At 59.5% G+C, this 25,627-nt stretch carries 21 protein-coding genes; 6 read left to right on the forward strand and 15 right to left on the reverse strand.

Translation table 11 applies throughout. From position 1 onward, the window contains the following. Positions 1–55: 55 nt before the first annotated feature. Together ACVWYF_RS10965 and ACVWYF_RS10970 are read right to left on the reverse strand one after the other, a co-directional pair. Positions 56–604, reverse strand: a complete 549-nt coding sequence (locus ACVWYF_RS10965; RefSeq protein ID WP_457067778.1) for a helix-turn-helix domain-containing protein — start codon at positions 602–604, stop codon at positions 56–58. Between the two features lie 150 nt (positions 605–754). Beyond that, positions 755–1,342: a YdeI/OmpD-associated family protein gene (locus ACVWYF_RS10970; RefSeq protein WP_457067781.1), complete on the reverse strand. Its 588-nt coding sequence runs from the start codon at positions 1,340–1,342 to the stop codon at positions 755–757. A gap of 153 nt (positions 1,343–1,495) precedes the next feature. Between ACVWYF_RS10970 and ACVWYF_RS10975 the strand changes: the two genes are divergently transcribed. After that, positions 1,496–2,017, forward strand: a complete 522-nt coding sequence (locus ACVWYF_RS10975; protein ID WP_457067784.1) for a nuclear transport factor 2 family protein — start codon at positions 1,496–1,498, stop codon at positions 2,015–2,017. Between the two features lie 337 nt (positions 2,018–2,354). Next, the gene (locus tag ACVWYF_RS10980; RefSeq protein ID WP_457067787.1) at positions 2,355–2,909 is read left to right on the forward strand and encodes a hypothetical protein; all 555 of its coding nucleotides are present in this window, start codon (positions 2,355–2,357) and stop codon (positions 2,907–2,909) included. A 76-nt stretch (positions 2,910–2,985) separates the two neighbouring features. Here the strand turns inward: ACVWYF_RS10980 and ACVWYF_RS10985 are convergent, their stop codons facing one another. From ACVWYF_RS10985 to ACVWYF_RS10995, 3 genes are all read right to left on the reverse strand, one after another. Beyond that, entirely contained in the window at positions 2,986–3,783 is a 798-nt protein-coding gene (locus ACVWYF_RS10985) for a hypothetical protein (protein ID WP_457067790.1), read from the reverse strand. A gap of 87 nt (positions 3,784–3,870) precedes the next feature. After that, positions 3,871–5,277 carry a dihydrolipoyl dehydrogenase gene (gene lpdA, locus ACVWYF_RS10990; protein ID WP_457067792.1) on the reverse strand — a complete coding sequence of 469 codons (1,407 nt, stop codon included), beginning with the start codon at positions 5,275–5,277 and terminating at the stop codon, positions 3,871–3,873. Positions 5,278–5,433: 156 nt separating this feature from the next. Next, entirely contained in the window at positions 5,434–7,101 is a 1,668-nt protein-coding gene (locus ACVWYF_RS10995) for a M1 family metallopeptidase (protein WP_457067794.1), read from the reverse strand. Positions 7,102–7,259: 158 nt separating this feature from the next. Here ACVWYF_RS10995 and ACVWYF_RS11000 point away from each other — a divergent pair, with 158 nt between their 5' ends. Further along, positions 7,260–8,204, forward strand: coding sequence for an EamA family transporter (locus ACVWYF_RS11000; RefSeq protein WP_457067796.1), 945 nt, complete (start codon positions 7,260–7,262; stop codon positions 8,202–8,204). A 56-nt stretch (positions 8,205–8,260) separates the two neighbouring features. On the opposite strand, the gene ACVWYF_RS11005 is transcribed toward ACVWYF_RS11000, so the two are convergent. From ACVWYF_RS11005 to ACVWYF_RS11025, 5 genes are all read right to left on the reverse strand, one after another. After that, a complete protein-coding gene (locus ACVWYF_RS11005; RefSeq protein ID WP_457067798.1) occupies positions 8,261–8,788 on the reverse strand; it encodes a DUF4126 family protein in 528 nt (175 codons plus the stop codon). Between the two features lie 117 nt (positions 8,789–8,905). Continuing rightward, entirely contained in the window at positions 8,906–10,570 is a 1,665-nt protein-coding gene (gene odhB, locus ACVWYF_RS11010) for a 2-oxoglutarate dehydrogenase complex dihydrolipoyllysine-residue succinyltransferase (RefSeq protein ID WP_457067800.1), read from the reverse strand. 30 nt (positions 10,571–10,600) lie between these two features. Further along, the gene (locus ACVWYF_RS11015; RefSeq protein ID WP_457067802.1) at positions 10,601–10,975 is read right to left on the reverse strand and encodes a HEPN domain-containing protein; all 375 of its coding nucleotides are present in this window, start codon (positions 10,973–10,975) and stop codon (positions 10,601–10,603) included. 25 nt (positions 10,976–11,000) lie between these two features. Further along, a complete protein-coding gene (locus tag ACVWYF_RS11020; RefSeq protein WP_457067804.1) occupies positions 11,001–11,321 on the reverse strand; it encodes a nucleotidyltransferase domain-containing protein in 321 nt (106 codons plus the stop codon). 68 nt (positions 11,322–11,389) lie between these two features. Beyond that, on the reverse strand, positions 11,390–14,332 hold the full coding sequence (locus ACVWYF_RS11025; protein WP_457067806.1) for a 2-oxoglutarate dehydrogenase E1 component: 2,943 nt from the start codon (positions 14,330–14,332) through the stop codon (positions 11,390–11,392). 437 nt (positions 14,333–14,769) lie between these two features. Between ACVWYF_RS11025 and ACVWYF_RS11030 the strand changes: the two genes are divergently transcribed. Further along, positions 14,770–15,282, forward strand: a complete 513-nt coding sequence (locus ACVWYF_RS11030; protein ID WP_457067808.1) for a hypothetical protein — start codon at positions 14,770–14,772, stop codon at positions 15,280–15,282. Positions 15,283–15,372: 90 nt separating this feature from the next. Here ACVWYF_RS11030 and ACVWYF_RS11035 read toward each other — a convergent pair whose 3' ends face one another. The 5 genes from ACVWYF_RS11035 to ACVWYF_RS11055 form a co-directional block, all read right to left on the reverse strand. Further along, entirely contained in the window at positions 15,373–16,545 is a 1,173-nt protein-coding gene (locus ACVWYF_RS11035; RefSeq protein ID WP_457067810.1) for an SMP-30/gluconolactonase/LRE family protein, read from the reverse strand. A 133-nt stretch (positions 16,546–16,678) separates the two neighbouring features. Continuing rightward, positions 16,679–17,362 carry an SHOCT domain-containing protein gene (locus ACVWYF_RS11040; RefSeq protein ID WP_457067812.1) on the reverse strand — a complete coding sequence of 228 codons (684 nt, stop codon included), beginning with the start codon at positions 17,360–17,362 and terminating at the stop codon, positions 16,679–16,681. Between the two features lie 26 nt (positions 17,363–17,388). Beyond that, the gene (locus ACVWYF_RS11045) at positions 17,389–18,117 is read right to left on the reverse strand and encodes a hypothetical protein (protein ID WP_457067814.1); all 729 of its coding nucleotides are present in this window, start codon (positions 18,115–18,117) and stop codon (positions 17,389–17,391) included. Positions 18,118–18,141: 24 nt separating this feature from the next. Then, entirely contained in the window at positions 18,142–18,396 is a 255-nt protein-coding gene (locus ACVWYF_RS11050; protein ID WP_457067816.1) for a hypothetical protein, read from the reverse strand. Positions 18,397–18,720: 324 nt separating this feature from the next. Then, on the reverse strand, positions 18,721–19,530 hold the full coding sequence (locus ACVWYF_RS11055) for a class I SAM-dependent methyltransferase (RefSeq protein ID WP_457067818.1): 810 nt from the start codon (positions 19,528–19,530) through the stop codon (positions 18,721–18,723). Positions 19,531–19,645: 115 nt separating this feature from the next. Here ACVWYF_RS11055 and ACVWYF_RS11060 point away from each other — a divergent pair, with 115 nt between their 5' ends. Further along, entirely contained in the window at positions 19,646–21,712 is a 2,067-nt protein-coding gene (locus ACVWYF_RS11060; RefSeq protein ID WP_457067820.1) for a prolyl oligopeptidase family serine peptidase, read from the forward strand. A gap of 368 nt (positions 21,713–22,080) precedes the next feature. Continuing rightward, positions 22,081–25,512: a PAS domain S-box protein gene (locus ACVWYF_RS11065; protein ID WP_457067823.1), complete on the forward strand. Its 3,432-nt coding sequence runs from the start codon at positions 22,081–22,083 to the stop codon at positions 25,510–25,512. Positions 25,513–25,627: the final 115 nt, after the last annotated feature.

Here is a 25,627-nt window from a genome sequence, read left to right on the forward strand (position 1 = left end):
AATGCCCCGTCCATCTTACACAATTACCAAAACATTTTACGACATTATCAGCAACTTACGCCGGCTGCTTCTTGTGCTTAAGCTGCTTAAAAAAGGTCGGGGTGAGCCCGGTTTCCTTTTTGAACTGGCCCGAGAGGTGGGCTACGCTGCTGTAGTTCAGCTTATCCGCAATTTCGGTCAGATTCAGCTCGTCGTACAGCAGCAACTCTTTTACCCGCTCAATCTTGTGCCGGATAATGGAGCGCTCGATGGTGACGCCGGTGGCTTCCGAAAACAATGTGGCCACTGGCGTGTACTCCCGCTTCAGCTGCTGGCTGATGTAGTCGGAGTTCTTCATTTTCGGCAAGGTGTCGGCGTGATGCACCAGCTGGATGATGAGGGCCTGCACCTGCTCAATCAGCTGGCCGTTGGCGCGGTCCAGCAGTTCGACGCCGAGGTCTTGTAGCTCGTGCTGCAACTGGTCGTGCTGCGCCGGGGTAATATCCTGCTTGAACTCCACCTCGCCTAAGTCGACCTGGCCGTAGTGCAGCCCAAGCTTGTCGAGCTTGGCCTGCACCTCCACCTTGCAGCGCACACTGACCATGTATTTAATGTAGAGTTTCATCGGAATTGAGGAAGGGCGGAAGCAGAACCGCTTTGCCGGCCCTCAGCCGCAGGGGCAACCACTGCGGCCAACGAGCGGGGTAGCACGGGGTTTGCGGACAACGTGTTTCGGTGCCCCGGCGTTGTAAAAAGGCTAAACATTTGAACGTGCTCACTCCCGGTCGAAATTGGCGCGTTTGCCTATAGCGGCCAGCCGCACGGTTTCGGCCACGCGGCGGGCGCGGGTTTCGGGCTGCCTGGCCCCCAGCACCCAGGTCAGAATCATCTTGCGGGCCGAGAGGGAGAAGGCCGCGAAGTGCCGGGCGGCGGCGGCATCCGCGGCCAGGGCGGCGGCCAGGTCCTCGGGCACATGGCCGGCTTCGGCGGCGTCGAGGCTTTCCCAGGCACCGTTTTGGCGGGCGCGGGCGATGGCGGCCAGCCCGGCGGGCATGAGCTGATTGGTGGCTTCGAGCCGTAGCAGGCGCTCCTTGTTCACCTTGCTCCAGCCGCTGCGTGGCTTGCGCGGGGTGAAGAGCAGCTGCGTGCGGTCGGCGTCGAGCTTGCGCGGGTGCGAGTCAATCCAGCCGAAGCAGAGGGCTTCTTCCACGGCTTCGGCGTAGGTGACGCTGGGCTGGGCGCTGGCCTTTTTGAAATAGACCAGCCACACGCCGGGCAGGCTGGCGTGGTGCTCGGCCAGCCACTGCCGCCACGCGGCGCGGCTGGCGGGCTGGGCCTGGGCGTAGGTGTCGGTTCGGGGCATGGCGGGCATTTTAGCAGAAATTGTTTGCGTTGAAAAAGCATCAACCCAATGTAGAGACGCATATTTGTGTCTCTTCGTTGAACGACACCGGCCACTCGGCGCGGACGACGAGGCGCAAATATGCGTCTCTACATCTTTCCAGCAACCCTTGCTATGCGTAGCCCCATCGCCGTCCTCTTGTTGCTTTTGGCCCTTGCCGGCCCCACCGCCCACGGCCAAAGCACGCCGCGCAAGGCCGGGCCGGGCGGCGCACCCCAGCCAGCCGCCGCCCCGGCCCCGAAGCCACTCACCAAAGAGGAGCTATACCAAACCGTGGCCCGGCTGGACACGGAAATGTTTGCCGCCTTCAATGCCCACGACGTAAACAAGCTCATGGCCTACTTCGCCGATAATGTGGAGTTTTACCACGACAAAGGTGGCCTGGCCAACTTTGCCCAAACCAAAGAAGGCTTCGCGCGCCTGTTTGCCCAAAGCCCCGACATCTCCCGCACGCTGGTGGCGGGCACCTTGGAAGTGTACCCCGTGAAAGACTACGGGGCCATGCACATTGCCACCCAGCGGTTTTGCCACGTCGAAAACGGCCGCGAGGACTGCGGCAATTCCAAATTCGTGATGGTCTGGCAGCAGCAGGCCGGCACCTGGCGCATCACGCGCGTCGTGAGCTACGACCACTGAGTGAAGGTTTGTGGTGCGGAAGGAAGGTTTGTGCTGCGGACCGAAGGTTTGTGGTCCGGAAGGAAGGTTTGTGGTCCGGAAACGGTTGGCGAGCGTCCCGAAACGGTTGGCGGGCATCCGGAAGCGTTTGGCGAGGCTCCGGATGCCAAGGTTTGTGGTCCGGAAACGGTTGGCGGGCGTCCGGAAACGGTTGGCGAGCGTCCGGAAGCGGTTGGCGGGTGTCCGGAAGCGGTTGGCGGGCGTCCGGGAGCCGCTGGCGGGGCTGGGGAAGCTGTTAGCTTGACTCTACATTTGCGCCTGTGGCATTGCTTTCTAAGCCATTCACTACAATTGCCTGATGGAATACTTGTTTGGGCTGATTTTTACGCTGCTTAAAGTTGCGATACAGGCGTCGGTTTATGCTACGCTACTACTCATTCTAATCCGAATGTGGGCTGGTTTCTCGCCAGATTCAGGGCTGGCTAAATTCGCTTCTAATGGCAAGCAGGTTTGGTGGCGAAGTGGATTAGCGGCTTCCTTGGCCCTCTGCTTAATTGCAAATACTCCTTGGGGTAATCACGGCTTGGGCGATTACGCTCGGATTCCACTTGGTCATGACTTGGCAATGGAACAAATGAACGGGACTATGACCTATTTCGGACCCGTCACTACAATCGACCAACCCGAAATCATTTCTTATCAAGTTGCCAATGATGTGCTCTGCGCGAAGGCCGATAAAAATCTGTACTTCACTTACGATTTGGGCCTAAAACGCTACCGGACTTTTGCCGATAGTACAGAGTACAATTCAACTGCTAAAAACCTAGGCTTACCAACAACCAGCCAATTTGAATCATTTCACAGGCATTACGCCCGGCATTGGGGCGGCTGGCGCTTCTGGCTGCTGGCATAGATGCTTTACCCTGCTAAATCAAAAGCGGCTGAAGCTCCCGTAGCTTCAGCCGCTTTCTGTTTCTGCCGTGACAAGGTTACTTCCTGATTTGAATCATCCTACCGTGTCGGTAACGGTAGATGCCGGGCGGTACCGAATGCAACGCATATTGCCCATCCTCGACAGCGGGCTCAACTACGATAAGTTGATTGCGCACCTTTATCGACTGCGATTGAACGACTTCGAAGGAATGCTCTTCGCGTTGGGTATCGGTGGAGTCCGTTTCATCCTCGCCAGTGAATCCGCCTTCGTGGCTGGCAGTTCCGGCTTTAAGCAACAGTACCGGCTCCCTGGCTATGTCAACGATGTTAATGCCCTCGTTGGAAATGGACCAGTGATGCAGTTCTGACTCTGAGCTAAACATAACGCGAACCGCTGGCGTCCCCGTTGGCTCCAGCCGCACAGTGTCCAGCGTTACTACCTTATTCCAGAGCCACTCCCCTACCGGCTCCAGCTGCACTTCTATCCAGCCGCCAGGGTAAACGGACGTACGGTAGTAGAGGAAAGTGGGCTTATGCCACTCAGCGTTCACTAGAAACCGGCCGAGGACGGTATCTGCCATAATATTGCCTATCGCCATTTCTTGCTTCAGGTCTTCATCGCTGATGCGTCTGAACTGCATTGGGTGCGGCTGCACAGTGCCTTGTGATGCCTCCCGGGGGATGGCCTGCTCCGTTTGGCTAGGCGCAGCTGAGGTGGCTTGTTGCCTGGCGGAATCCTTCACCACTGCCACTGTTATACCAGAGTGGGGCAACGCATTTCCCGTCGCTGCGACTTCCTTCATTTTTGACTGCGTTTCGCAAGCTGTCAATAAGGCAATCGATAGAAGGAACAAGCAACAAGTACGCATGAATTAAATATAAAAGAGCCTAAAGCTAGGGAAGCTTCAGGCTCTTTTTCAGAACGAAATAGCGTCAGGCAATTACATATGAATCGCCCGGTTCTCCGTCGCCGCCAAACAGGCTTCTTTCATGGCTTCGGCGTAGGTGGGGTGCGAGTGGCTCATGCGGGCCACGTCCTCGGCGGAGGCGCGGAACTCCATGGCGGTCACGGCTTCGGCGATAAGGTCGGCGATGCGCGGGCCAATCATGTGGACGCCCAGAATTTCGTCGGTGGTTTTGTCGGCCAGCACCTTCACGAAGCCGTCGGTGTCGCCGCTGGCGCGGGCCCGGCCGCTGGCTTTGAAGGGGAAGCTGCCGATTTTGTAGGCCCTGCCCTGCTCCTTGAGCTGCTCCTCGGTGTAGCCCACTCCCGCCACTTCGGGCCAGGTGTACACCACGCCGGGGATGAGCAGGTAGTTGATGTGCGGCTTCTGGCCCACGATGGTTTCGGCCACGAACACGCCCTCTTCTTCGGCCTTGTGGGCCAGCATAGCGCCCCGAATCACGTCGCCGATGGCGTAGATGCCGGGCACGTTGGTTTGCAGGTGGGCATCAACCTTAATGCGGCCGCGCTCCTCCATTTCTACGCCGGCGGCTTCCAGGTTGAGGCCGGCAGTGTAGGGTACGCGGCCCACGGCTACGAGGCAGTAGTCGCCTTCAAATTTCACCTCCTCCCCTTTCGGGTTGGTGGCGGTCACAGTCACGCTGTCGCCCTCGCGGGTGGCGGCGGTCACCTTGTGGCTCAGGAAAAACTCGATGCCGATTTTGCCCAGCACGCGCTTCAGCTCCTTGCCCAGGCCGCGGTCCATGGTCGGGATGAGCGAATCGAGGAATTCAATAACGGATACTTTCGCGCCGAGGCGGGCGTAGATGGAGGCCATTTCGAGGCCAATCACGCCGCCGCCAATCACAATCATGTGCCGGGGCACTTCGCGGATGTTCAGGGCCTCGGTGCTGGTGATGATGCGCTGCTTGTCCTGCTTGATAAAAGGCAGCACCGTGGGCTTGGAGCCGGTGGCGATGATGACGTTTTTGGTTTCAATGGTCTGCGCCTCGCCGCCCTCGGTGGGCTCGATTTTGATGTGGGTTTTATCCACGAACGAGCCAACGCCGGTGATGACGTCGATTTTGTTCTTCTTCATTAGGTAGGCGATGCCGTCCACGTTGGCCTTCACCACGCCGGCCTTGCGGTCAATCATGCGGTTCATGTCGACGGTCAGGTTTTCGAGGCCGATGCCGTGCTCGGCAAACACCGAATGGGCGTTGTGGTAGTGCTCGGAGGAGTCGAGCAGGGCCTTGCTGGGGATGCAGCCCACGTTGAGGCAGGTGCCGCCCAGGGTGGGGTATTTCTCGATGAGGGCCGTTTTGAGGCCCAGCTGGGCGCAGCGGATGGCGGCTACATAGCCGCCCGGGCCGGAGCCGATGACGGTGACGTCGTATTGATTCATGAGGAAGTATTCGATGATTGTACGCTCGTGCGAAGGTACGGCACAGCGCATGCGGGTGCGGTGGATTTCTGCGGGGAAATGTAGCGTGGACTCTGCGAGTCCGCGCCCAGGCGGGGCAGCCCTAGCGGGACGCGGACTCGCAGAGTCCACGCTACATTAATCTACCAGCACGCCGATGTAATAGTTGAACGTGTCGACCTCCAGCGTCTCCCTGGTGGCACCGGCCAGCTCCTTGATGGGCAAAAACCGAGTGGTGGGTGTGATGAACTGGTACTCGCCACCCTTCAGGCGCACGCGCACGGGCATGTCGAACTTGTCCACGTCGGCCACCCAGCGGGCCAGGGTTTTGCCGTCCTCGAAGCGGATTTCCAGCGTGGGAATGTTGCGGTGGCGCTGGTATTGGGCAAATATTTTGGTGAGGTCGCGGCCGCTTTCCTGGTTGAAATAGTCGATAACCTGCTGGCCGGTCACGGTCTGGTGGTAGAACTTGGCCGAGAGGCCGCGCAGCAGCTGCCGCCATTTCGCATCGTCGTTGAGGATGGTGCGGAGGGTGTTCAACATCATGCTGCCCTTGTCGTACATATCGCCGGAGCCTTCCTTGTTCACGCCGAAGGGGCCGATGATGGGGCCATCGTTGGAGATGTTGCGGCGCTGGCCGTGGATATATTCCTGGCCCGCCTGCTTGCCAAACTGGCTTTCCACGAACAGGGCTTCGGAGTAGGTGGTGAAGCTTTCGTGGACCCACATGTCGGCAATGTCCTGGCTGGTGATGTTGTTGCCGAACCACTCGTGCCCGCTTTCGTGAATAATGATGAAGTCCCACTTTAGGCCCCAGCCGGTGTTGCTACGGTCGCGGCCGAGGTAGCCGTTCTGGTACTTGTTGCCGTAGGCCACGGCGCTCTGGTGCTCCATGCCGAGGTGCGGGGCATCCACCAGCTTGTAGCCATCCTGATAAAACGGATAGGGGCCGAACCACGATTCCATGCTTTTGAGCATGGGTTTCACGTTGGCCGCAAACTGGGTTTTGGCCTTGGCCAGGTTTTCGGGCAATACCCAATAGTCGAGCGTTAAAGGGCCTTTTTCGCCTTGGTACGAATCCGAAAAATGCTGGTAGTCGCCCACGTTCAGGGCCACGTCGTAGTTGTTGATGGGGTTGCGCACGGCCCAGTCGAAGCGGGTGTAGCCGTCCTTCAGCTTGGTCGTTTTGCGCAGGCGGCCGTTGGAAACGTCCTTCAGGCCCTCGGGCACGCTGATGCTGATGAGCATAGAGTCGACCTCATCGGCCTGCTGGTCCTTGGTGGGCCACCAGATGCTGGCCCCCGTGCCCTGGCAGGCAGTGGCGACCCAGGGCTTACCAGCGGCGTCCGTGGTGAAAACCATTCCGCCGTCCCAGGGCGCTTTTTTGGCCACGGTGGGGTTGCCGGAATATTGCACGGTAAACTCATCGCGGCTATCCTTGATAATGGCTTTCGGGAAGGTGACGAACACGGCGTTGGCCTCGCGGGTAAAGGGCACGTCCTGGCCTTTATACTGCACCTTATCAACTTGCAGGTTGGCAAAGAGGTCGAATTGCAGCCGGGTAAAATCCCGTGTGGCGGTGAAGCGGAACAGGTTCGAGCCGCTGATGAACCGCTTGGCCGGGTCCAGCCTCACATCAAGGTGGTAGTAGTTGAGGTCGTAGCAGGTGCGCAGCGGCGTGGTGAGACTACCGCGCAATGTATCGGCGCGGGTGAAACCGGCCCGGGGCTGGAGCAGCTGGGCGGCGGTGGGATTCAGCAGCACCAGCACCGCCAGCAGCGTGAGGAGATATTTCACTTTGTTCATCATGCAAAGCAACAACAGCAAGGTGCAAGGCCGGCATTGCCGCCGCGCAAATAGTAGCGCGAACGTTGTAGTTCGTGTCCCCGAACGGCGCGGGAACGCGAACTACAACGTTCGCGCTACAAGTCGGGCGTAATTTCGCGGCAGTTCTTCGTGATTTTATGTCTGACTCCTCTTCTACCTCCGCGCCCTCCAGGGCCGCGCTCTTTACCGCTTTCGCCCTGGTTTACCTCATCTGGGGCTCCACTTATCTGGTCATGAAATTTGCCGTGGCCAGCATGCCGCCGCTGCTCATGGCCGGCACGCGCTACGGGCTGGCGGGCGGGCTGCTCTACGCCTTCATGCGCTGGCGGGGCGAGCCGGCCCCCACCCTGCGCGGCTGGGGCTACGCGGCGTTCATCGGGGTGTGCCTGCTGGGGTTTGGCAACGGCGGCACCACGCTGGGAGTCATGTATTTGCCCAGCGGCATTACCGCGCTGCTGGTGGCTACGGTACCCATGTTTCTGGCGGTGCTGGGGTGGCTGAGCGGGGTGTCGGCCCGGCCCACCAAGTGGGTGGCGTTGGGGCTGGGCGCGGGCATGGCGGGCATGTACCTGCTGGCGGCCCACCCCACCGCCACGGCCGTGAAGGTGCCGGGCCATCAGGGCCTGGGCATGGGCATTGTGCTGGTGGCGTCGTTGGTGTGGTCCATCGGCTCCCTCTATGCCAAGGGCCATCAGCCTGCACCGTCGCCCTTCGCCTCTGGCGGCATGCAGATGCTGTGCGGGGGCGTGGCCATGCTCATCGTGGGCCTGGTGCGGGGCGAGGCCGACGGCTTCACGCTGGCACAGGTCACCACCAAATCGTGGGTGGCTTATGGGTATTTGGTCACAATTGGCTCAATTGTGGCGTTCACGGCCTATATCTGGCTGCTGCGGGTTGTGGAGCCGGCCCTGGCCGGCACGTATGCTTTTGTGAACCCCGTAGTGGCCGTGCTGCTGGGCTGGGCCTTCGCCGGCGAAAGCCTGAACCCCGAAATGTTGGGCGGCGCGGCCCTCATCGTGCTGGCTGTTGCGCTGGTACTGCTGGGCGGAAGGCCCCTGCACTCAGTGAAGGAAGAGGAATGAGGCATGCTCGTTTGATGAACCAAGAGGGCATTCCTCTTCCTTCACTGAGTGCAGGGTCACAGTGCCCGCCACTCGCCGTGGGCTGGCCGAACGCCGCGCAATAATGCCGCGCCGCTGCCCACTACTAGCGCATCCTCGCCCACGCCCACCAGCGCAACCGGGGTATCCGTCTGCTTGCTGATGCCCGTGCGCAGCGCGTAGCTCACAAACGTGGCGGCTACGGCGGCCAGGCCACCCAGCACGCCGCCGCTCAACGCGCTACCGTGGCGCGACTTATACCACGCTGCCCCCACCAGCGCCCCCGAAAGTAGCCGGCCCAGCAGCACCGGCGGGGCCGTGCGGTCGGGCGTCGAGGGCAGCTTGTCCATCACCATCTCGCCGGCGGCCATCACCTTCAGCAACTTGGCTGTGAAAGGCTTTTGCAAAAACCGCAGCGGCGACTTTGCCAAGCCGCTATGCGGCTGCCGGGAGAGGTAGTGGCTGAGAAAAGCCGGCGCACTCATGCTGCGCATCCCAGCGAGGGTGGCGAAGCCCATAACAGGCCAGAATTTAGCGGAACGAGGGGGTTTGGTCGATTTTTTCATGATGTGTAGGGAAGCGAATGTTCTTAAACGCCAACCAGCAACATTGGGCTGGCTCCGGCATAAAAAAAGCGGCCGGCAATCATTGCCGGCCGCTTTCCCCACTAGTTAATCTCTGCGTTATACGCCGAACATCATGCGCGTTGGGTCTTCGAGCAGCTCCTTCACCCGCACCAGGAACGAAACCGACTCGCGGCCGTCGATGATGCGGTGGTCATAGCTCAGGGCGAGGTACATCATGGGGCGAATCACCACCTGGCCGTTTTCGGCAATGGGGCGCTGAATAATGTTGTGCATCCCCAAAATGGCCGACTGCGGCGCGTTGATAATGGGCGTGCTGAGCATGGAGCCGAACACGCCGCCGTTGGTGATGGTGAACGTGCCGCCAGTCATCTGCTCGATGGTCAGCTTGTTATCGCGGGCCAGCGTGGCCAAGCGCACCACTTCCTTCTCGATACCCTCGAAGCTCAGCTGCTCGGCGTTGCGAATCACGGGCACCACCAAGCCTTTCGGGGCCGATACGGCGATGCTGATATCGCAAAAATCGTTGAATACGATGTCGGTGCCGTCAATCTGCGCATTCACCGAAGGCCACTCTTTCAGGGCGATGCATACAGCTTTGGTAAAGAAGGACATAAAGCCCAAGCCCACGCCATTCTTGGCCTTGAACTGGTCTTTAAACTTGTTGCGCAGGTCCATGATGGGCTGCATGTTCACCTCGTTGAAGGTGGTGAGCATGGCAGTCTCATTCTTCACCGTCACCAAGCGGCGGGCTACCGTTTTGCGCAGGTTGCTCATGCGCTCGCGGCGCACTTCGCGGCTACCGCCCGAAGCGGGCGCGGCCGGAACAGCAGCAGCAGGAGCCGATGCGGCCGGAGCGGCTACCGGAGCCGGAGCGGCGGGCCGGGCCTGCGCATTCTGGGCATCTTCCTTGGTAATACGGCCATCACGACCGGTACCGGCTACGGCAGTAGCGGCAATGCCTTTCTCATCGAGAATCTTACCCGCGGCCGGCGAGGGCACACCGGTTGCATAAGTAGCTGCCCCACCAGCGGCCGGAGCCGAAGCCAGTGCCGCCACGGGAGCAGGTGAAGCAGCCGGAGCAGCCGCAGCGGGTGCAGCACCGTGAGGCACTTCGCCGCCCTCAATGCGCGCAATCACGGCACCAATGCTGATGGTTTCGCCCTCCTTCACGGCGTGGCGCAGGATGCCGGCCGCCTCAGCGGGCAATTCAAACGTGGCTTTATCCGATTCCAATTCGGCAATTACCTCGTCGCGGCTCACTTGGGCACCGTCTTCTTTCAACCATTTGGCCACCGTCACTTCCGTGATGGATTCGCCCACGGCGGGAATTTTCATTTCCACTGAGCTACTGCCGGCGGCGGGAGCAGCGGCCGGAGTAGCCGTTGCTGCACCACCAGCCGGGGTGCCGCCGTAGCCGGCCTGGTCGCTGGCGGCGGGGTTTTCCTCGCCTTTGCTGATGGGGTCGGCAGCGGGGGCGCTGGCAGCAGCCGGGGTGGGTGCAGCGGCAGCCGGGGTGGCACTAGCGGCGGCGCCATCCAACTCCGCAATCACGGTGCCGATGCCGATGGTTTCGCCCTCCGCCACGCGGATTTTCAGGATGCCATCAGCCTCCGCGGGCAGCTCGAACGTGGCCTTGTCCGATTCGAGCTCGGCAATTACCTCGTCGCGCTTCACGGCCTCGCCGTCTTTCTTGAGCCACTTGGCAATGGTGACTTCGGTAATGGATTCGCCAACGGCGGGAATTTTGATTTCGAGAGGCATAGGTGGTGGAAGCGTGTAGTTGAGTTTTAATTAAATCAGAAACGCCTGGGCCAATGGCCGGAGCTTGGTTTGAAAACGAGTGGCCATGACCAGCAAGTCGGCCGAAGTGTAGCTGGGCGCGTCGTCGGTTTCATATCGCAGCCCCACGGCAAACTCGTTGAGAACGGCAGCATCGGCTATGTCTTGTTGGGTGAGCTGAATAATCGATGCTTGCTGAAGTTGCATCAACAGTTTCGTCAGGTCGTGAATGAATGGCGCGGGCAGCAACGAGGCCACCAGCACGGCTTTCAGGTATTTCTCCGTAGCTTGTTGGCAGTGGAAACCTATATTCTCATAGAGGTGCGGACTGGCTTGCAGCAGTGTTTCAGCGGCTTCCATGTCCCGGTCGGCCGTTAAAAGCGACATGGCTACTCGTTTCTGTTCGGGGGTGCTAGGCGGCATATAGTAGCCGGCCCTGCTGCTCGGCAATGGTTTCTACAGATTGAAAGATGCCCGCCGCCCGCACCATTTCTGCCGGGGTACGAATCAGGATATCCATCGCGGGGGCATCAGTGCCCCACAGCAACGTACGGACAGCAATGGCCCGCTCCGCTCGCTTAGCCTCCGCATCCTTTTTGATGATGAGCAAATCCAGGTCGCTATGCTCGGTGGGCGTGCCATAGGCATACGAGCCGAACAGAATAATCTGGTCGGGCGCGTAGCCTTCGACGATGCGCTGCACAACGGCTTGGATTTGTTCTTCGGTTATCATTTGTAGAACATGCTTTAGCTTGTTCGGCGGCTGGGATGAAAAGCGCAAGCGAAAGCATGCGCTACGAGCTAGTCCAGCTTTTTAGCTACTTCGGCGGTGGCTTTGATGTTGGCATCGGCCACGGCTTCCTTAGGCTTATCGAAGGCGCGGGCCACGAGGTCTTTTTGCTCCTTTACGTGGATTTTGTTGTAGCCGGTGGCCGGCGAGGCCGAGGGCTTGCGCGAAATCACGTCTTCCAGCTCGCGGCGCTTGTAACGGAGCATGAAGTTCCAGTAGCCCATGTTTTCGGGCTCTTCCTGCACCCAGTACAGCTTGGCTTTGGGGTACTTGGCCAGCTCGGCATCAAGCTGCTTTTTGGGGAAGGGATGCAGCTGCTCCATCCGGACGATGGCCACGTCCCGACGGTCGGAAGTGCGCTGCTCGTCGAGCAAGTCGTAGTACACCTTGCCCGAACACAGCAGTACGCGCTTCACTTTTTTGGCTTCGGCAAAATCATCGCCAATGACCTCGCGGAAATGCCCGGTAGTGAATTCGTCAAGCGGCGACACGCACAGCGGGTGGCGCAGCATCGACTTCGGCGACATCACCACCAGCGGCTTGCGGAAGCTCCAAGTGAGCTGGCGGCGCAGGGCGTGGAAGAAGTTGGCCGGCGTAGTGATGTTGGCCACCACGATGTTGTTCTCGGCCGCCAGCTGCAGGAACCGCTCGGGGCGGGCGTTGGAGTGCTCGGGGCCCTGGCCTTCGTAGCCGTGGGGCAGCAGCATCACGAGGCCGTTCATGCGTTGCCACTTGCTCTCGGAACTCACCACAAACTGGTCAATCATGGTCTGAGCACCGTTGGCGAAGTCGCCGAACTGCGCCTCCCACACCACCAGGGCCGTGGGGTTGGCCATGCCGTAGCCAAATTCGAAGCCCAGCACCGCGTACTCGCTCAGCAGAGAATTGAAGATGCTCAGCTTCTCATTTTCGCCTTCGATGTTGTTCAAGGAGTTATACGGAGCCGAGGTTTCGGCATCGTGCAACACCGCGTGGCGGTGCGAGAACGTACCGCGCTGCACGTCCTGGCCGCTCACGCGCACAATGTGCTTTTCCGTCAGCAGCGAGCCGTAGGCCAGCAATTCGCCGGCGGCCCAGTTCAGCACGCGGGTTTCGTAGAACATCTTGCGGCGCTCCTTCAGCAGATTATCAATCTGCTTGATGGGCTTGAAGCCGTCCGGAATCGTGGTCAGGGCCTTGGCCACTTTCTCCACCGTTTCGGCCGAAATCCCGGTTTCAGGCGACTGCTCAAAATCCTCGGGCGTGCTGCGGCGCAGGCTGCGCCACTCGTTTTCCAGGGCCTGGTACTTGTAAGGCAGCGGGGCCTGCTTCACCAGGTCCAAGCGGGCCTGCAGGGTGTCGCGGAACTCCTTGTCCATCTGGGTGGCCAGCTCGGCATCTACATCGCCGCGCTCCACCAGCATGGTGTTGTACACCTCGCGCGGGTTCTGGTGCTTCGAGATAATGTTGTAGAGCGTGGGTTGGGTGAACTTGGGCTCATCCGATTCATTATGGCCGTGGCGGCGGTAGCACACCATATCAATAAAGATATCGGCGTGGAACTGCTGGCGGTATTCGGTGGCCAGCTGAACGGCAAATACCACCGCCTCCGGGTCGTCGCCATTGACATGCACCACCGGCGCATCAATAATTTTAGCCAAATCCGTCGAGTATATCGACGAGCGGGCGTCTTCAAAGTCAGTAGTGAAACCAACCTGGTTGTTAATCACGAAGTGAATGGTGCCGCCGGTTTTGTAGCCTTCCAGCAACGACATCTGGGTCAGCTCGTAGCCAATACCCTGGCCAGCCAGCGCCGCGTCGCCATGAATGAGGATGGGCAGAATCTGGTGGTAATCTCCCCCGTACTGGTGCTCAATTTTGGCGCGCACGAAGCCTTCCACCACCGGGTTCACCGCCTCCAGGTGCGAGGGGTTGGGGGCCAGCTTCAGGTTGACTTTCTGGCCGGTGCTGGTTTCCACCTCCGAGCTGTAGCCCATATGGTACTTCACGTCGCCGTCACCCATGGTCAGGTCGGGCACGGCGGTGCCTTCAAACTCCGAGAAAATCTGCTCGTACGTCTTGCCCATGATGTTGGCCAGCACGTTGAGCCGACCGCGGTGGGCCATGCCAATCATCACTTCTTTCACACCCAACTCCGCGCCCTTGCCAATGATGGCGTCCAGCGCGGGAATGGTTGTTTCACCACCTTCGAGCGAGAAGCGCTTCTGCCCCAAAAACTTGGTATGCAGAAAGTTCTCGAACACCACTGCTTCGTTCAACTTCTTCAGAATGCGCTTCTTGTATTCCACGCCGGGGTTGAAGGCCAGCGAGTCGCGCTCCACTTTCTCGCGGAACCAGTCCAGCACCTGCGGGTCGCGGATGTACATGTACTCGAAACCGATGGCCCCAGTGTAAATCTTCTCCAGCGCCGCCACAATGTCGCGCAGCTTGGCCGTGGTGCCGAGGCCCAGCACTTCGCCGTTGCGGAACACGGAGTCCATATCGGCTTCGCCCAGGCCAAAATCGGCGAGGTCGAGGCGGGGCTTGCGGTCCTTGCGCTCGCGCACCGGGTTGGTTTTGGCGCGCAGGTGGCCCCGGCTGCGGTAGGCGTGGATAAGGTTGCGTACGGCCGTCTCTTTGTCGGCGGCCACTTCGCCACTACTCAGGCCAGGGGCGTTATTGGTCGAAGCCAGCGTGTTGAGTACGCCGTAATCGTCGGGCTGGGGGCGCGGACCGGGCGCAGACGAAGCCGCAGTTGCCAAGGCCTGGCCGCTGGCAGCGGCCGGAGCGGCGGTACCATTGGTGGCCGCGCCGGGCACTACGGGCGCACCTTCCGGAAACTGCTGCGAGAAGTCAAACCCTTCAAAAAACTTGCGCCAGCCAAAGTCCACCGATTCCGGGTTCTGCTGGTACGCCTGATATAAGGTTTCGATGGCCGCCGCGTCGGCATTGGCGATATAGGAATAAGAGTCCATTGGGAATTCAGCTTAGGTAAGGCTGCGTAAAAGTAATAGCCTTATTACACAGGCAAAAACTTGCATGCGGGTATGCAAATTTTTCTGATAATCAAGTCACTAATGAAATACTTGTTTTCCCCGCACGATGACTTGGGCTGTCAATTTATCGAAAAATGACAGGATGGCGGGTTTTAATTTCTACGCAGGTCATCGCTACGCGGTCTAACTACCCGTCTAAAAGTACAGAACACAGAAGCCAAGAGAAGATGCTGGTTTTATATAAATCTTTTCCTATATAAAGCTCTCACGCGCCGTCAGGCTATTTCCGAATTGGACATTCATATTTATCAGAACTTATCTGCTAATCAAACCGTTAAAAACCTCCTGCCCGTTTTTCAAGCCCGGGCAGGGCCTATACTGCCGGGCATTTTGGCGGGCGTACGAATACTATTTTGATGAACAATGTTAAGCTATTAGCCGACCTACTTATTGCTGCTGCGGCCCTGACTACGCCGCTTTTTCATAACGCACCCGCCGTCGAAGCCAAGGGACTGAAGGAGTTCCTGATACCGCACCGAACGATGCTGCGGCACGTTACCAAGGCCAAAAAAATGGCCGTCCACGCCCTCACCTATACCGTGACGGCGACCGCTTATCAGGCCGTACCCGGCCAAACGGACAGCGAGCCGTTTATCACGGCCGATAATTCTCGCATCAAGCCGCATTATGGGAGCAAAAAGCGCTGGATGGCCCTGTCGCGCGACTTGCTGAAACCCTGGGGCGGCCCTTTTAATTTTGGTGATAAGGTGAGCGTACGCGGCATCTCCTCCAAACTCGACGGCGTGTATACCATTCATGACACCATGAACCGCCGCCACCACCACTGCATGGACGTGCTGACCCACCCCAGTGAAAAATACGATATTTTTCAGAAGGGGGTGAAGATTCAGCCCATTGCGATGCTGTAGAAACAACTATTGCTATTCTATGAAGGCACAAAAAAGCCGTACCCTTGTCAGGTGCGGCTTTTTCGATTTTTGACTATTCCACAGAAGGGCTTATTTCGGCAAAGCCATTTTGAAGATGCGGAAGGGCTGGCGGGGCTGGCCCACCCCCTTGTTCCAGGTGGCCGTTTTGTGAATGGCGGAGTTGGCGACGTACAAGTTGCCGTCGGCGGCGAAGCTGTAAGTATCGGGCCATTGCAGGCGGGAATCCTTGACTACGGTTTCGATTTTGCCGGCGGGCGTGCGGCGCAGCAAGGCGCTTTGCTCGAAGGACGTGAGGTAGACATTGTTGGCCGCGTCGATTTCGAGGCCGTCGGTGGCGGGAATTTCGCCCACGGTTTCCACTGCTTGGGCCAGTTGGGCTTCGCTTAGGGCCGCATCGCGCAGGGCGGCGGTTTTGATGCGGTAGAGGGTGTGGCCGGTGAGCGGGCAGTAGTAGAGGTAGGTGTTGTCGGTGCTCAGGGCAATGCCATCGACGTTGAACTGGGCGGGCTTGCCCTGCGGGTCGAGCATTGCGTGGCCTTCGGCTTTGATAACCAACCCTTTTACGGCTTTAGTGGACGGGTGATTGGCCAGCAGGCGGCGCGATTTCAGGGTTTTTAAATCGGTGACCACCAGCGCGCCGGTGCCCGATTCGGTGAGGTAAGCATAATTATTCTGGAGGTCGATGCGCACATCGTTGAGGTAGGACTTGCGCGGGGCCACATCGGCCGGGAAGGGAATGGTGAGCAGAACCTGGCCGGTTTTAGGGTCGGTTTTCACCAGTTTGGGGCCGCCGGGCACGGTGAATTTCAGGCCGGGCGCGGCGGGGTCGAGAATCCAGACCATGCCCGACTTATCGGCAAACACGGTTTGGGGGCAAATCCAGTGCTTGAGTGGCTCTGATTTCACCGAGTCGTTCCACATGCACCAGCTGGCATTGGGGTACGGCGTGAGGGTATTGTTGGGGCCGACTTTGGCGATGGGATAGACCGGGTTGTAATCCCAGCGCGGAAAGCAGGCGAATATTTCGCCGCCGGGGGCCACGGCCACGCCCACCATTTGCGGGTCGGTGAACTCGGCCACCACTTGCAGGGGCGAGTTAGCGGAGGCCGTGTCAGCGCGGGTACTGGTGGGGTCGGCGGCAGAGCTGGTGGCAGCCGCGTCGGTTTTGCCGGTGGGCGCCGAGCAGCCGGCAAGTAACAGGCCGGCGGCGGCGTTGAGGAGCAGGAGTCGGGAAAGCGACATATTTAATCGTGTTTAGGAGGGCGGGAAAAGGGCAAAAAGAAACCCCAGCCGGTGGGGCGGGGGTTTCTCATACGGCCGGCCGGCGCGCACGTTGAAGCAAGCGCGGGTAAGCTCGCCCGTGAAAACAGCTGGGCTATTGGTGCGCAGCCGAATCCGAGACAGTAGTTGACGGGGCGATGTCCAAAGTATCGGAACGGGTGGGCGTGACGCGGGGCTGAATGACCGGCGCAGGATGCGCGGGCGCGACACGCACAGTTTCGGGGGCAACGGCGGTGCTGGGCAGGGGCGCAGCCTGCGGGCCAGTTTCGATGGGTGCGGCCAGGGCCAGCGAGTCGGCAGCCGTTTGGCTGGTGCTGGAAATATGCTCCGACGGGGGACGGTTCAAATTCAGATACAGCACCACCGCCAGAAACGCCAGCACGCCCCCGATGGAGAATATCAGGGCCAGTGGGTTGCGGGCCGGCTCTTCGGGCATGGGCGGAAACTCGTCGCGGGTTCGCCAGGCGGGTTCGGGCTCGGGTTCCAAGATTGGTTCGGGCTCAGCAGCGAAGTAGGATGACTCGGCGGCGGGCGCTTCTTCGGCCAGTGGGGAAGTTGGCGCTGTGCTCACGGGCGGGCGGTCGAACGCGATTGGCGTGGGCGGCACCACTGGCGCGGGCACGCTATACTCGGGAGCGGCCGGAGCCGGCGGCGTAACGGGTGCGGTGAACACCAGCCGCTGCTTCAGGGCTTCAAACTCGGTGGGCGTGATAGCCCCGGCATCCAGCATTTCCTTGAGCTGGCGGAGGGTGTCGAGGGGCGAATTGGGGTTATCCATGACCTAGAGTACGGCCGGCGGCAAGGCTAGTTTTTGCGGTCGAGGGCCGAGAGGCGGTCGCGGCGGCGTTGCAGGCGCAGGCGGCTTTCGTCGAGCAGCTTGTTGTTTTTGATTTGCGAAGCTGAATCGGTGCGCGATTGCAGCAGGTTTTCGGTGTTTTTTTTCTTCAGCTCCTCGATGCGGGCCAGGTTGGACTCGGTGTTGCTTTTCAGGGAGGACTGCTCCTTTTCGAGGCGCTCTTTTTCCTTTTCAGTGGCTTTGAGCTTCTTCTCGGCTTCGGCAATCATGTCGCGGTAGGCCTTGAGGCGGGCCGCGCCGGCAAAGTTCTGGGCAATGGCGCGCAGGGCATCGTACTCGGTTTTGGTGCTGCTGGGGTCAAAAAAGGTATTGTCATCGAACCCACCAAAAATGGCCACTTCGGCCACTGAATCCGACGGGGCGATAATAGTGGCGTAGAGGTCCACCAGTTTGCCCGAAATGGTGCTGGCGGGCGTTTGGCGGGCCACCAGCACGTCGTTCTTACCAAAGCCCAGCACGCCGCCGGTCTTGAACTTCACGTTGTAGCTGCTCTTCATCCAGTCCTGGAAAAACTCACGCACGTCGGTGGCCTTGCCATCAACCTGCACTTTGAGGGCGGCACGGGGCTTTTTGTTGTAGTTCACGTCGCCGGGGCGCACGTCGTAGAGCTGGGCCGAGGCTGGGGCGGCCGAAAGCAGACCGGCCAGCATCAGCAGAAGAAAGTAAATTTTAGACATAAGGCAGGGGATTGAAGTCAGCGGTTAGCGCAGCTCTTGGCGGTCGAAGGCGGCCTGCAAATCATCGCGCATGGCCTGAAAACGGGCAATGGCGGCGGCCAGAAACTCGTCGTCGAGCAGTTCTCGTACTTCGGCATCGGTGCCGGTGAGCAGGTCGAGTTCGGCCACTTTGTAGGTTTGTTCTAGGTTGCCCTGCTCCAGTTTCAGTAGGAACTTGCCATTCCAGGCCAGCAAGGTGATTTTGACGGCGGGATGGGGGATGTCGGCGACGTGGCGCATATCAGGGAAAGTGGCCGAAATAAGGCACGAAGGTAGTAAGAGGCTACCTGAATAGGGCACTGTCCTTCTGAAGGAGGAGCCTGAGTAGGACCGTCTGAACATAGTTCAGCGATTCCTGCACCTTCGGAATGATGGGCTGCCGCACGCATTGGGGCGGCAGAAAATAAAAATGCCGACAGCTGCAAACAACCCGGCGGGGTAGTCCGTTAGAGGCTGTATAAATAATTTCTTGGTACGTCCCAACGCCCCAAGTGGCTGTCACCCCACAAAAGAAAAACCTCCTGCAAACGATTGCGGGAGGTTTTTCTTTGAATTCGCCGTTGGCTACAACGGTTTCTGGGCCACCATTTTCACTAGCCGCAACTGTTGCTTGGTGAAGTCGGCGGTGCCGATGGGCTCTTCGTAGCGCACGATTTTCAGGCCGGTGGCGGTATATAATTTTGGCAATTCGTTGGTTTTGAAGAACACGCGATAGTCACCGCCCACCACTTGCAGCTTCTCGGTGGCGTCCATATGAAAGGCTTCGAGTACGACCAGACCGCCGGGTTTCAGGGCGCGCATCACGCGGGGCGCGTATTCGCGGCCGCCGGCATAGCTCAGCACGATGAGGTCCCATTTGTTGGTACCCCAGTCGTAGGTGGCCATATCGGCTACTTCGGTGGTGATTTTGACGCCCAGTTTCGCAGCTCTTTTTTGGGCGTAATCCAGGGCTTTTTCGGCTACGTCGACTCCGGTTACCTGCCAGCCCTGCTGGGCCAGGTAAATGGCGTTGCGGCCCTCGCCCATGTCGGCATCGAGGGCGGTGCCGGGCTTGAGGTTCTTCACGGTTTCGACCAGCAAGGCGTTGGGCTGCTCGTTGAGCACCCGGGCCCGCATCAGCGAATCGGTGAGCAGGTAGTTCCAGCGAACGCGGGTGCGCTCGGCTAGTTCGCGGTTGTAGGCGGCTTGCTGGACGGCGGTGGGGTGGGCGGGCAGCACCGGGTCGGGGCCGAGGCCGGGAATGGGCGGCAGGCTGCGCTTAGCGGGCGCGGCGCTGGCAGGCTGCTGGGCGCGGGCCGGGCCGGCACTCAGGAGCAGGGCTACAGCCAGCAATAGGTTTGCCGACAGGAGCTGGTGGAAGGAAATTAATTTCATAGCCCATTCAAAGCAAGTGTATTAGCATAAACGTACTCATTAAATAGCAAATAATATATATTAACTCCTTCAGTCTTTGCTCGCGCCATGTGCCGGCAGTCCGTAATTTTCGGGCATGAACAAGCTCTTTTTTGGCGCGCTGGCATTGCTCCCCCTCGCGGCATCCGCCCAAACCCCTCCCCCATCCACCGTGCTCACCCCCGAAAAGCTGTGGCAGCTGGGCCGGCTGGGCGAAATACAAGTATCGCCCGATGGCAAGACGGTGGCCTACACCGTGACCAAATACAACCTGGCCGAAAACAAGGGCAACACCGACATCTGGACCGTGCCCGTGGCCGGCGGGCAGCCCAGGAAAATCACCGACACGCCCGGCTCGGAAAACACCCTGAACTGGCGGCCCGACGGCAAGCTGACCTTCATTTCGGGCGAAAGCGGAACCGACCAGCTCTACGTGATGAGTGCCGACGGCACGGGCAAATCCAAGCTCAGCGACTTCCCCGACCAGGGCCTGAGCAACCTGAAATACGCGCCGAAAGCCAATTTCATCCTCTACACGCAGGATGTGAAGTCGAGCCCGACCACGCTCGATATGTTCCCGGACCTGCCCAAGGCCGACGTTAAAATCATCGACGACCTGAACTACCGGCATTGGAACGTGTGGGACGACCACCTCGCCAGCCACGTTTTCTTCCAGCCCATCAACGCCGATGGCAAGCCCGAAGGTTACGGCAAGGATGTGATGGCCGGCGAGAGATTCGACTCGCCGCTGATGCCTGACGGGGGCTCCGAGCAGCTGGCCTTTTCGCCCGATGGCTACCGCATTGCCTACACCAGCCGCAAGCTGACCGGCCGCGCCGAGGCCGAAAGCACGAATTCGGACATTTACCTCTACGACATTCACAACCAGCAAACCGTGAACCTGAGCGAGGGCCTGGGCGGCTACGACACCGAGCCCGCGTTCTCGCCCGATGGCAAGCAGGTGGCCTGGCTGAGCATGGCTACGCCCGGCTTCGAGAGTGACCGCAACGGCATTGTGATGTATGATTTCGCCAGCAAAAAGCGGGTGGATATCACCAAAGGCTCGGAGCTGAGCGCGGCCAACGTGCGCTGGAGCGCCGATGGCAAAACCATCTACTTCATGGCCGTAGTGACGGGCGCGGAGCAGCTATTTTCACTACCGAGCAAGGGCGGCAAAATTCGCCAGCTGACCACCGGCGCGCAGAACTACAACGCGTTTGAGCTGGTGGGCAAGGACCAGGCCGTGGCCAACCGTACCACGCTGAGTGCCTTCGCCGATGTGGTGCGGCTGGACTTGAAAACGGGCAAGGAAACGCCGCTTACCGCCATCAACCAGCAGGAGCTGGCCGGCATCAAATTCGGCAAGGTGGAGGACCGCCGCGTGACGACTACCGACGGCAAGCAGATGCAGGTGTACGTGATTTATCCGCCCGATTTCGACCCGGCCAAAAAGTACCCTACGCTGCTGTATTGCCAGGGCGGGCCGCAGTCGCCCATCACCCAGAGCCAGAGCTACCGCTGGAATTTCCAGCTGATGGCCGCCAATGGCTACATCATTGTGGCTCCTAACCGGCGTGGGCTGCCGGGCTTCGGACGGGAATGGAACGATGCCATTTCGGGCGACTGGGGCGGCCAGCCGATTAAGGATTACCTCTCGGCAATTGACAAAATATCGGAAGAGCCGTTTGTGGACAAGGACCGGCGCGGCTGCGTGGGGGCCAGCTACGGTGGCTACTCGGTATACTACCTGGCCGGCCACCACGAGGGCCGCTTCAAAACCTTCATCGCCCACGACGGTCTCTACAACCTTACCAGTTGGTACCCCAGCACCGAGGAAATGTTCTTCGCCAGGCACGACATGGGCGGCGCGCCCTGGGATGCCACGCCCAGCAAATCCTACCAGGAATTCAACCCCCAGCTGTTCGCCAAAAACTGGGACACGCCCATTCTGGTCATTCAGGGCGGCAAGGATTTCCGGGTGCCCGAGGGACAAGGCATGGAGGCTTTCGGTACGGCGCAGCTGCGCGGCATTCCGAGCCGGTTTCTGTACTTGCCCAACGAGGGGCATTGGGTGATGAAGCCGCAAAACTCGGTGCTCTGGCAGCGGGTGTTTTTTGAGTGGCTGGGCCGCACGCTGAAATCCGACGGCACGGCGGGCAAGTAGTAGCGCCCGGTCGTTTTCAGACAGCCCATTCGGCAGCCCGGATGGGCTATCTGGCTTTGGGGGTGGCCGGCGGAAACTGATTTTGGCGCAGGCGTGCATTTTATCTGGTTTCGCAAACCAGATAACCATCAGGGCGATGGCAGAGGCCCGGCCGCTAATGAGCGAATCTTCATCAGTGACCGGGCGAAAAAGCGGTACCTTACAGGAAAGTTATTTTTCTGAAAAACAATTATTTATACCCCGTTCCGTATACAGCGGCGATATGCCGGGGTTTTTAGCACGGCGACGGTTTTCCGCGGCTTTCAGGCCGGCCCGCATTATTATAAAAAAAGCCAAAACTTGCCTTATAGGCAGGTCCAATTATTCCCATGAAGGAAAGCGAAAAGCGTTACCGCCGGCTGATTGAAGCCAGCCAGGATTTACTGGTCACCGTTGACCTGAAAGGCAATATTATCGACACCAACGAGGCGGCAGTCAAGATTACGGGCGTGGACCGCGACTCGCTGATGGGCTCCAATTTCTTTGCCTACTTCACGGAGCCGGCCGTGGTGGAGCAGATGTACCGGCAGGTGCTGGCCACCGGGGCCGTCACCAACGTGGCCTGCACGCTGCGCCACGCCAATGGCACGCCCACGGAGGTGCTGTTCGACGGCACGGTGAACAAGGACGACCACGGACAGGTGCTGGGCGGCGTGCTGATAGCCCGCGAAGTAGCCGAGAAAAACTGGGCCACCGAGCTGGGCATTGCCAACAAGGAACTCGCTTTCCAGCACAACGAGAAGGAAAAGCGGGCCGATGAGTTGAGCATTGCCAACGAGGAATTGGCGTTTCAAAACGACGAGAAGGAAAAGCGGGCGGCCGAGCTGGTGATTGCCAACAAGGAACTCGCGTTTCAGAACGACGAAAAGGAAAAGCGCGCCCAGGAACTGGGGGTGGCCAACACCGAGCTGGCCTTCCAAAACGACGAGAAGGAGAAGCGCGCCGCCGAGCTTAGCATTGCGAACGAGGAGTTAGCTTTCCAAAACGATGAGAAAGAAAAGCGGGCGCAGGAGCTGAGCGTGGCCAACGAGGAGCTGGCGTTTCAGAACCACGAAAAGGAGAAGCGCGCCCAAGAGTTGAGCGTGGCCAACACGGAGTTGGCGTTCCAGAATGACGAGAAGGAGAAGCGCGCCCAGGAGTTGAGCGTGGCCAACACGGAGTTGGCGTTCCAGAATGACGAGAAGGAGAAGCGAGCGGCCGAGTTGGGCATTGCCAACATTGAGCTGGCCTTCCAGAATAACGAAAAGGAGAAGCGGGCGCAGGAGTTGGGTGTGGCCAACACCGAACTGGCGTTTCAGAATGATGAGAAGGAGAAACGCGCCCAGGAACTGAGCGTGGCCAATACCGAGTTGGCTTTTCAGAACGACGAGAAGGAAAAGCGGGCCCAGGAATTAAGCGTGGCCAATACTGAGCTGGCTTTTCAGAACGATGAGAAGGAGAAGCGGGCGCAGGAATTAAGCGTGGCCAATAAGGAGCTGGCGTTCCAGAACGACGAGAAAGAAAAGCGGGCGCAGGAGCTGAGCATTGCCAACACCGAATTGGCGTTCCAGAACGACGAGAAGGAGAAGCGCGCCGCCGAGCTGGGTATCGCCAACATCGAGCTGGCGTTCCAGAACGACGAGAAGGAAAAGCGGGCGGCCGAGCTGGTGATTGCCAATAAGGAATTGGCGTTTCAGAACGACGAGAAAGTGAAGCGGGCGGCCGAATTGCGCATTGCCAACTACGCCCGGAGCCTGATTGAAGCCAGCCGCGACCCGCTGGTGACCATCAGCCCCGAGGGGAAGATTACGGACATGAACATGGCCACGGTGTACATCACCGGCATCGAGCGCGAACAGCTGCTGGGGTCCGACTTCTTCACCTACTTCACCGAGCCGCAGATGGCGCGGGAGGTGTACCAAGAGGTGTTTGCCAAGGGCACCGTGGCCGACTCGCCGCTGACGTTGCGCCACAAGGACGGCAAGCTGACCGACGTGCTGTTCAATGGTTCCGTTTACAAAAACGACGAGGGGCATGTTTTGGGCGTGGTGATTGTGGCCCGCGACGTGACCGACCAGAAGCGCATCGCGACGGAGCTGACGGAGGCCAAAATTGCCGCCGAGCGCGCCACCGTGCTGGCCGAGGAAGCCCAGGCCAAAGCCGAAAGCGCCACCGAAATTGCCGAGGATGCCGTGAAGGCCAAGCAGCAGTTTCTGAGCAACATGAGCCACGAAATCCGCACGCCGATGAATGCCATCATCGGCTTCACGAAGGTGGTGCTGAAAACGGAGCTCACGGAAAAGCAGCGCGAGTACCTGACGGCCATCAAGCTGAGCGGCGACACGCTGATTGTGCTCATCAACGACATTCTGGACCTGGCCAAAGTGGATGCCGGCCGGATGACGTTCGAGCAGATTCCGTTCAAGCTTTCGGCTTCGGTGTCGGCCATGGTGCATTTGTTCGAGACCAAAATCCAGGAGAAAAACCTGGAATTGGTGATGGAATACGACGAGAAAATCCCGGAAGTGGTGGTGGGCGACCCCGTGCGCCTGCACCAGATTATCCTGAACCTGGTAAGCAACGCGGTGAAATTCACCAGCGAGGGCAGCATCACGGTGGGCGTGCGGATGCTGGTGCAGGACGCGGAAAAGGTCATCCTGGAGTTTGCCGTGACCGATACCGGCATCGGCATCGAGCAAGCCAAGCTGGGCACGGTGTTCGACAATTTCCAGCAGGCCACTAGCGGCACCAGCCGCTTGTACGGCGGCACGGGCCTGGGCCTGGCCATCGTGAAAAACCTGGTGGAGCCGCAGGGGGGCACCATCAGCGTGAAGAGCAAGGTGGGCAAGGGCTCCACGTTCAGCTTCATTCTGAGCTTCAATAAAACGCTGGAAAAGGCCGACGCGGAATCCAACATGACCGTGGAGCTGGAATCGGGTTTCAAGGACGTGAAAATCCTGGTGGTGGAAGACATTGCCCTCAACCAGCTGCTGATGAAGACGCTGCTGGAAGATTTCGGCTTCGAGATGGAAGTGGCCGGCAACGGCCGCATTGCCGTGGACATGCTGCGCACTACCCGCTACGACATTATCCTGATGGACTTGCAGATGCCCGAAATGAACGGCTTCGAAGCCACGGAATACATCCGTACCCAGCTCAAGCTGACCACGCCCATCATTGCCCTTACCGCCGACGTGACCACCGTGGACGTGGAGAAATGCAAGGCCGTGGGCATGAACGACTACATCTCGAAGCCCATCGACGACAAGCTGCTCTACAGCAAAATCATCAAGTACCTGAAAAGCTCGGGCTACAACAAGCTGGCCCTCCTCCCGGGCCAGACGGAAGCGGAAGCCGAGCCGCAGCCGCTGGCCACCTGCGTCAATTTCGACTACCTGCGCCGCATCACCAAGAGCGATGCCCGCATGGCCGAGATGATTTACTTGTACCTCCAGGAGATTCCGCCGCTGGTGCAAACCATGAAAAAGGCCATCGCGGAGAACGAGTGGTCCGCCCTGAAATCGGCCACGCACTCCATCATCCCCACCTTCGCCACGATGGGCATCAACCCCGAGTTCGAAGACAACGCCAAAGACCTGCAAGCGCTGGCCGGCATCCTCCTCGCCGATGAAATCGGGGCCGAAGCCACCGCTGACAACCTGGCCAAAATACACAGCCTGTTTGCCAAGATTGAAGCCGTGTGCGAGCTGGCCGCCGGGGAGCTGGAAGAGAAGCTCCAGCGGCTCTCGCAAACGCTGCACCCGGCCCGGATAAAGGGCTAGCCGGCATCGGCGTGCGCGGCGTGCGGACGCGGGCGGCCTACCTGGGCGGCAGCGTAAGCATTGAAGAGCTAGCGGTGGGCACACAGGTACGGGTGCGCCTGCCGGGTTGAATTGC

This window comes from Hymenobacter sp. UYAg731 (genome assembly GCF_054061335.1).